Origin of the sequence: Dethiosulfovibrio salsuginis (assembly GCF_900177735.1) — a bacterium.
Classification (GTDB): domain Bacteria; phylum Synergistota; class Synergistia; order Synergistales; family Dethiosulfovibrionaceae; genus Dethiosulfovibrio; species Dethiosulfovibrio salsuginis.
The window spans coordinates 22,350-29,790 of the sequence record NZ_FXBB01000030.1; the positions used below are offsets into that span (position 1 = coordinate 22,350).

Genomic DNA, 7,441 nt, shown 5'->3' on the forward strand with positions numbered 1-7,441 from the left:
TTATCTCTCCCGTCTGTCCACTATACGGCGGACCTTGCCGGTCCTGCCAAGCCTCTCTATGGTCCTAGGCGGAACAACCGAAAGCCTGAAAGGACAGCCGAAGTCGGCCAAATCCTTAAACTGGGCCGCTCTGGCCTTCAGATCCCTCAGGAAGCTCTCCTCCAGCCCTGGGGAGTCTTTGCCCTCCACGATCAAAGTCACCTCCGGCCCCTCCTCCACAACCAACTGATAGACCGGAGAAAGGCCGGAAAAACCGCATATAGCCTGATCCACGTCCTCCAGATAGAGGTCGTTGTAAAGGAGCCTGATCGAATCGTCGCACCGTCCCATAAGGCTGAAACGACGGGAGGTCCTGCCGCAACCGCAGGGCTCGTCGACCCACTTTCCCCGATCCCCCAGTCGATACCTTACGATAGGGTGAAGGGTTCTCTCAAGGGCTGTGACGTATATCTCACCGTCGTCGTCTATCTCCACGTGGGCCCAGGAGTCCTCCACGTGAAACTGATCGTGACGGCAGTGGGGACACTGATACCCTATAGGCCCTATCTCCACCGCCCCATAGGACAGAGACCCGACCCTGGAGGGGGAGAAAGCCTTGGTCACCAGCTCAAGAGAGGATCTAGCCATAGTCTCACCGGTGTAGAAAATCCTGTCTATGGAGAGGAGCTCCCCGTCCAGCACAGCTCCCGCCAGCTCGATCAGCGTGCTGGTCATGGCCATCACTACCGAGGGCCTTAAGTCCCTCAAAAGAGCCACCGTCTCCGACACAGGCTGATTGGCGGTGAGGGAGAGGATGGAACAGCCTGTCTCCTCTAGACCCCGATTCACCGCCAAAAACCCGGTGTAGAGCGACCCTGCCACCATCAAATTGGCCACCACGTCATCTGGCCCTATGCCTAAGGCCTTAAAACCTCTGCCCAGAGCCTGACCGGACTGGTCGAACTCCGAGGAGGTCCACCTTATCCTCCTGGGATGGCCGGAGGTCCCACCGGAGGAGAAAAGATACCCTCCGCTGTCTGGCTCGGTTATCATGTCCAAAGAGGGATGGCAATGGAGCTCCAGGTCGGACTTCTCCAACACCGGAACGGAGGACAGCTCGGACAGGTCCTTCAGGGGCAAGGACACCGAAGCGAACCGATCCCGATAAAACGGCGCCTTCAGGGAGGAGGACAGCACCCGGTTTATCCGACCTAGCAGCACCGACGACCTACGGGCCTCGTCGAGCCTGGTCAACCCCAGGAGATCGCCGGCTATATCCTCCCGGTTCACCAGCCGGACCAGGTTCTGGGCCAGATAGACCCCGTCGTGAGAGGCCTTGCCGTCGGCACCGAGCCCCATGGTTCCAGGAAGGCAGAAACGGAGGACCCCAAGCTTCTGGATCTCCTCGACCGTCTCGTCCATGACGTCGTCGGGGACCGCCAGGCCGACGGTGGACATATAGTAGCCCATGTCCTTAAGGTCGCCCTCAAGAAGCTCCCGCCAGTCGTCAACCACCGACAGAAATACCGTCCTGTTGAGAGGAGAGGGGACCACCGAAGCGCCTCGTCCCAGGATAACCGTATGTCCACGGCCCTCCCATATCCTCCTGCTGCCCTGGGTCTGATCCCAAAAAGCGCTTTCCCTCTCCTTCCTTATATCCACCGCCTCGTCAAGGGAAACCCGCTCCTGAGGCATAGAGGACTCCAGGGACGAAAGCTCCCGGTGAAGCATCTCCCCTACGGTCTCCCCCAGGGCCTGACCCTGGATGAAGATGTTCTGACAGCTGGTGCAGGCCCTCTGCTCCCACAGGGCCACGTCCATGGCGAAACCCTTCACCGCCTCTTCCAGCTGAGAAGGAGACAGTCCCTCCCTCACGAGCCCCCAGCTTATCTTGGGGCCAAAGGCCAGCACCTCGGTTCCCGGGGAGGCGATCCCTCGGTAGGTCTTGACTGCGTCCTCCCCTCCGAAGAGCAAAATACCGTCGAACCGGCGACCGACGAGGTCCATCATCTCGCCGTTGTTGTGGCTCCAGGAGGTCACAGCTATAGAGCTGGAGACCACCCCGGAACGGTCCTCCTCCAAAAGGGCGTCAAGAAAGATAAAGGGAAACACCCTATCCTGTCTGGATATCTTGAGGACGTTGACGTTTTTGGTAATGAGCCCCATTACCAGAGAGTCGACGGAGCCGAGGAAAATATTCCCCGCCGCCACGTGACACAGGGCCCCTAGAGCCCTGGCCCTGACCGGTCTGCCCTCCACCTCGGTCCAGCAGTCCAGAACCCTCCGGTCCCCTAGACAGCTGAGCCTCTCCTCGAGGGACTCTCTGGACAGAAGGCTTTTTAGGACATCGACGCCTATCTCAACCATGGAGAGGGGAAAGCCGGTTATATCGGGCATAGACCGGATTATCCTGTCCCTGTAAGGGCCTGGCTCGGTCATCCTAATCCCGACCCTGTGGAGCAGCGACAGAATCTCGTCCACCGAGACCTCCCTAAGAGAAGCCAGCCTGTCCGCCATCACCTGGGAGGACAGAAGATCTCGCCCCAGGTTCCCTGGAAGGTCCGACTCAGCGTCTATCCAGGATCCGAAGAAAAAATGTCTCATAACGTCCACCGTCACATCCCCCTCTCGGCTCTGACCCTGTCGAGGATCTCCTGAGCCGCTATAGCACAGCCCTTATGCTTCTTCTTGCCGCCTCTCCTGATGGACCGGATATACTGGCCCTTCACCCCACAGGGACAATCCTCCCCGAGGACCACCAGATCGGTGGACAGCACCGAACAGTTGGGCTGAGCCACGTTCCAGGGAGAGATAAGGTGAAGCAACCCCTCCTCCCCTAAGGGCATCGTGTCCAAAGTCAAAGGATGACGGACCGCCACCTTGGCAAAAACCGGCACGTGGTGATGTCCCTCAGGACAAGAGCAGTAGGGAATGCCGTGTTCCACCATGCCGTACAGATCTCGAACGTTCTCCCTTGGAAGCCCTATTCGCCTCTCCAGCTCCCGGGCGAAATCGTCCTGGGTCATGGGGAGGCCGGCGTGGTTCTTCCAGCCACCTCCAGCTATAACGAAACTGTCCCTATCGACCTTTAACGAACGACCCTGATGGTCCAGCTCCTCTAGCATCTGGAATATAAAGGCAGGGAACCCCAACAGCCTGACCGGCCCCCTCTCGGACAGCTCCACGAGGCCGTTAGCCGCCTCCTCTGGGTCGAAACCGAAGACCCCGTCGTCGCCCCTTCTGAGAAGCCACCGGGCCTCGGAAACAGGGGCACAGGCCATCTCCTGCTCGTCGCTCCAGCTCGTCCCCACCGCCCCCGCGTCCTCTCTGGCGTAGCTGAACATAAGGTATCCGGCGGGCCTGTCGGAACAAAAGCCTATATCCCGAAATATGGTCCTGGAGATGCGCTGGATCCTGTCCACCCCGGCCTGGTCGAAAAGGGCCTGGGTGACCTGACCTCCGGTCCCGGAGCTGGTCAGGTTCAAAGCCACCTGATCCTCCGGTATGGACAGAAAACGATGGTACTTCATGACCTCGACGAACAGAGGGGGCAGCTTCAAAACGTCCTCAGGGCCCTCTATATCCCCAAGGGAAAAGCCGTACCTCTTGGCCAAAGAGGCGATATAGGGCTGTACCTCAAGCTGAAAACCGTAGTTCTCCCTGACCGCATCGGTAAACAGCGATTCGGTCCTGTCGGTACTCTCAAAAGCCCTCTCAATAAGTCCATAAGCCTCAACCGAGGGGAAAGACCTCAAAGCGACTCCTCCTTCTCTTCTATCTCCTTAGATATAAAAGCCAGCAGATCCTTGCCTCTGTCGTCGGCCAGGACGACCTTGTTCAGGTCCAGAGCGGTCTCGGGGCTCTGGAGTATCAGAGCGTCGTGGCCCCCCATCTCCCCGGGGAGATAACCGCAGAAAAGGTATCCCATAGAGCGGCAACCCTGGGCGAAGGCGGCACAGTCTGGGACCTCGGCGTCGAGGTACAGATAGATAACGTCCACCCTCTCGGCCCTGAACTGGCCGGTCCTCTGACGAACCTCGGCGAGGGAATCCAGCCCAAACCTACAAACCCTTATCTCGGCGAAGTTGAACTCGCCGACCCGATAGGAACGGTTGCCCTCCCCTCCTCCAGGACAGCGGTCCGGCAGGGATCGGCTCTCGGTGTTTATGGACACCTTCAGATCGCACCAGGAGAGTATGGACTGGACCACCTCTCCGTAGACCTCCGGTATCCATATATCGTATCCCGACCGGACACAGAGGGGCAGATACATAAGGGACGCGCTCTCCCTCTGCTTTACCTCCCCCGCCAGGGCCTTGAAGTTAAGGTCGGAGAAAAGGGCCCCTAGAAGCACCCCGGAAGGCACGAAGCCCGACTTTAACGCTCCCCTCTGGGAGGCCACGTGGCTGGTGACGGCGTGGACGAAAAGCCCCTGAAGGCCCGATCTCTCCGCCTCCGCCATTACCACCTCGTTCATTATGCCCAAAATGCCCTGCCCTCGACAGGAAGGGTTCACGAAGGCCGCCGCAAGCTCGGCGATAGAGGCCCCGACCTCAGAGAAGGAGAGAGCCAGATGTCCCACCAACGTCCCGAGGGAATCCTCTGCGACGAAAGACCTCATAATCCCCTGGTGGTTCATCTCCTTTATCCTCTCGGGATAGTAGACGAACTCCCTGTAGGTATAGCCGTAGGCCCGATAGGCGCAGCGGGATATCTCCAGGGCCTCGCTGTCCTCCATGGGACGGACGGTGAAAGGCCCCTTGACGGCGGTCTCGTCGGGGTAAGACAGCTCTTGATGGGAGAAATAGCTGTCCACCCTCCTGTGACGGAAATACTTGGTCATGGACACGAGCTTACCGTCTTTGCCCAGATTTCTGAACTCGACCCGATCCATAGCCCCTCTCATGAGCCTTATGCCGATGCCCCTTTCCCTCAGGTCTCCTTCCTGAGGGGCGGACAGATACTCGGGATCGAAAGGGAGACCTTTTTCGTGGACCTCCACGGTGATACCGGCGGCCCCAACCTCAAACCTAACCTGAAAGGACTCGGAACAGTCCTCTCCGTAACCGTGACGGATGACGTTGCTCACCGCCTCCTCAACCGCCAGAGACACCATAGACGAATCCCTCTGGTCGCACCCAGCGACGGAACATATCCCCCGGACAAACCCCTCAAGAGGCTCCAGATAGGACATATGGGCTGGAATGGACACGGAGGATTTTAAAGAACATCCCTCCACAAACTCTCCCCCTTTCTAATGAACAAAACAACTATCTATCTCACCAGAATATACCGACAATCCGACGGAGACAACAGCCAAAATCACCTCCAGGCCGAATCGCCTCTAACCTCCCTAAGCCGCAGCAGCCAACGGGGCAAACGGCCTGCGACCCATTTCTCTATAGCCGACTTTCTCCTGCTGTACCACAGGCCGCAGAACATGACCACCAGGCCAAAGGCCACCAGGACGAAGGGAAAGTAGAAAAAATTGGCGAAGAGGGACCAGGCGAGGTGCCCAATATAACCGAAAAACCCTATGGCCCCCAATGCCATATAGATCGACCTGTCCAGAGCCAGAGACAGCAACATCAGGCCGAGGTTTATCGTCCCGTAGATCATCCGGCTGAACTCCCCTCGGCTGTCCAGAAGGGTCAGGCCACCCCAGAAGGCCAGGGCACCGAAAAGATGGAGCCAGAAGCCGTACTCCGGGTCTCCCTGATCCCGTCCCATATCCCACCGAAGGGCGACACAGCCCATAGCGAACCCGAAGACCATAGACACAACCCTCCGATCCACCGAGAGAAGGGGGGATATATCCATAGAGGTAAACCAGAGGGAAAGGGCCAGAGGAAAGGCCAGAAAGGAAAAGCGAATCCACCTCATGGCCAGCAGGACCGCCCCTATGGTGGATATCTCCATAAGACACCAGCCGGACTTTACCCACCGGTAGAAATCGCCGTAGTTTCCCGGCTCCTCGCCGGTCCATAGGCCGGTCTCCTTCTGGAGGCCGTAGACCAGCATAGGGGTCAGACACACAGCGATGGTCACCAGAAGCCCCCCTAAGGTTCTGGTCTCATCCCTTCGGTAGAAGCGATATCCGAAAAAACCGAACCCCAGGCCGTAGATCAGGGCCACCGCCGCCAGCCCCAGACCGCTCATAAAATCCCATGCGTCCACCACAAACCAGGTCAGGGCAGATATCACCATCATGGCCCCCAGGTAATAGGCGAAGGACACCAGCCTAGAGCCGCCCCCTCGGGCCTCGGAGGCCTTGATCAAAAAAGCCTCAAGGTCCTCCCTCTTCGTGCTGTCTATGAGCCCCATGGACTGGGCCACGTCCAGATCCTCCAGGCCGATCCGAAGAAGCTGTTTTCTCTCTCCCATCGTGACACCTCTCTTTCATCCTAACTTAGGGACATTATATCCTAACGGAAGCGCCCTCCTGGGAGGTGATCGCAGGAGGGCGCTGGCCGTGTTTAAGATCTAAAGCCGGGAAGTCAGTCTTTCCAGTTACACCAGTTGCCCTTGCCCTCCGGCAGGTCGCCGCCGTTGTCCGCATAGGAAACCGCCAAGCGGTAGACGTACAGGACACAGCGATCGACATGGCATCCTTGGAAGGCACGGTCTTTGCGGTATATATCCTCTGGATCCTGTCCCTTCAACGATTCGATGGTAGGGTACCCGGCGTTGATGAGAATGCTGTGCCATATTCTTGCCGACACCGGGTATCCTCTCAAGCTCCGATTTCATCCTCTTAACCTCAACCCCTTTCATTGACACCAAAACTATCGTTTGAATATACACCGAAAATCGGTAAGCTATGATGCCTGAAGGACTAAAATTATCCAGAGGCTTGCCCTTTGAACCTAGGTTGATCTAGAATAGAGCTATGGGACAGACTGACCTAGGATATAAAGAGCTATTCTCGAACAAAGAGATGGTGAAAGACCTTCTGACTGGCTTCGTCAGGGAAGATTGGATAGGCGAACTGGACTTCTCCAAAATGGACAGAGTGTCCGGGACATACGTCTCCGACGACCTCAGGGAAAGACACGACGACATGATCTGGAAAATCGGATTTCGGGACAGATGGCTGTACGTCTACATCCTGCTGGAATTTCAGTCCACGGTGGACCGATGGATGGGAGTGAGACTCCTGACCTACATAGGACTACTGTATCAAGACCTGATAAAAACGGGAGCCATCGGAGAAAAAGATCTGCTTCCTCCTGTCCTGCCTTTGGTTATCTACTCTGGGAAAAGACGTTGGAACGCACCGGTCTCTTTGGAAAAACTGTTTCCCCAAACTCCTTCAGGGCTGGATAGGTACCAGCCCAGTTTGCGTTACTTTTTGATGGATGAGGGCAGATACGACGACAGCAGATTGCAGATGCCTCGAAACCTGGTTGCGGCACTTATCAGGATGGAGAACAGCCGCTCCCACCAGGACCTTCGCCTAGTC

The 7,441-nt window shown here is 57.4% G+C and carries 6 protein-coding genes; 1 reads left to right on the forward strand and 5 read right to left on the reverse strand.

Annotated features, from left to right (window positions below):
• The 5 genes from B9Y55_RS10175 to B9Y55_RS10195 all read right to left on the reverse strand — a co-directional run bounded on the left by B9Y55_RS10175 (position 1) and on the right by B9Y55_RS10195 (position 6,701).
• On the reverse strand, positions 1-2,583 hold the full coding sequence (locus tag B9Y55_RS10175; RefSeq protein ID WP_234986214.1) for an acyl-CoA reductase: 2,583 nt from the start codon (positions 2,581-2,583) through the stop codon (positions 1-3).
• Between the two features lie 11 nt (positions 2,584-2,594).
• Positions 2,595-3,734, reverse strand: coding sequence for a LuxE/PaaK family acyltransferase (locus B9Y55_RS10180; RefSeq protein WP_085545252.1), 1,140 nt, complete (start codon positions 3,732-3,734; stop codon positions 2,595-2,597).
• Positions 3,731-5,218 carry a GNAT family N-acetyltransferase gene (locus B9Y55_RS10185; protein WP_085545253.1) on the reverse strand — a complete coding sequence of 496 codons (1,488 nt, stop codon included), beginning with the start codon at positions 5,216-5,218 and terminating at the stop codon, positions 3,731-3,733. The genes B9Y55_RS10180 and B9Y55_RS10185 overlap by 4 nt, the downstream gene beginning before the upstream one ends.
• Before the next feature lie 83 nt (positions 5,219-5,301).
• Positions 5,302-6,363 (reverse strand): DUF2157 domain-containing protein, encoded by a 1,062-nt coding sequence (locus B9Y55_RS10190; RefSeq protein WP_085545254.1) that lies wholly within the window; start codon positions 6,361-6,363, stop codon positions 5,302-5,304.
• A 113-nt stretch (positions 6,364-6,476) separates the two neighbouring features.
• Positions 6,477-6,701, reverse strand: a complete 225-nt coding sequence (locus tag B9Y55_RS10195) for a helix-hairpin-helix domain-containing protein (protein WP_200806667.1) — start codon at positions 6,699-6,701, stop codon at positions 6,477-6,479.
• Between the two features lie 167 nt (positions 6,702-6,868).
• On the opposite strand from B9Y55_RS10195, the gene B9Y55_RS10200 reads away from it, so the two are divergent.
• Positions 6,869-7,441 (forward strand): Rpn family recombination-promoting nuclease/putative transposase (locus B9Y55_RS10200; RefSeq protein ID WP_143340904.1); only part of this gene is annotated, 573 nt, incomplete at its 3' end.

Excerpts from the sequence above, each read along its gene's own strand:
- B9Y55_RS10190 (WP_085545254.1), bottom strand. The coding sequence starts at position 6,363 with ATGGGAGAGAGAAAACAGCTTCTTCGGATCGGCCTGGAGGATCTGGAC.
- B9Y55_RS10175 (WP_234986214.1), bottom strand. The coding sequence starts at position 2,583 with ATGAGACATTTTTTCTTCGGATCCTGGATAGACGCTGAGTCGGACCTT.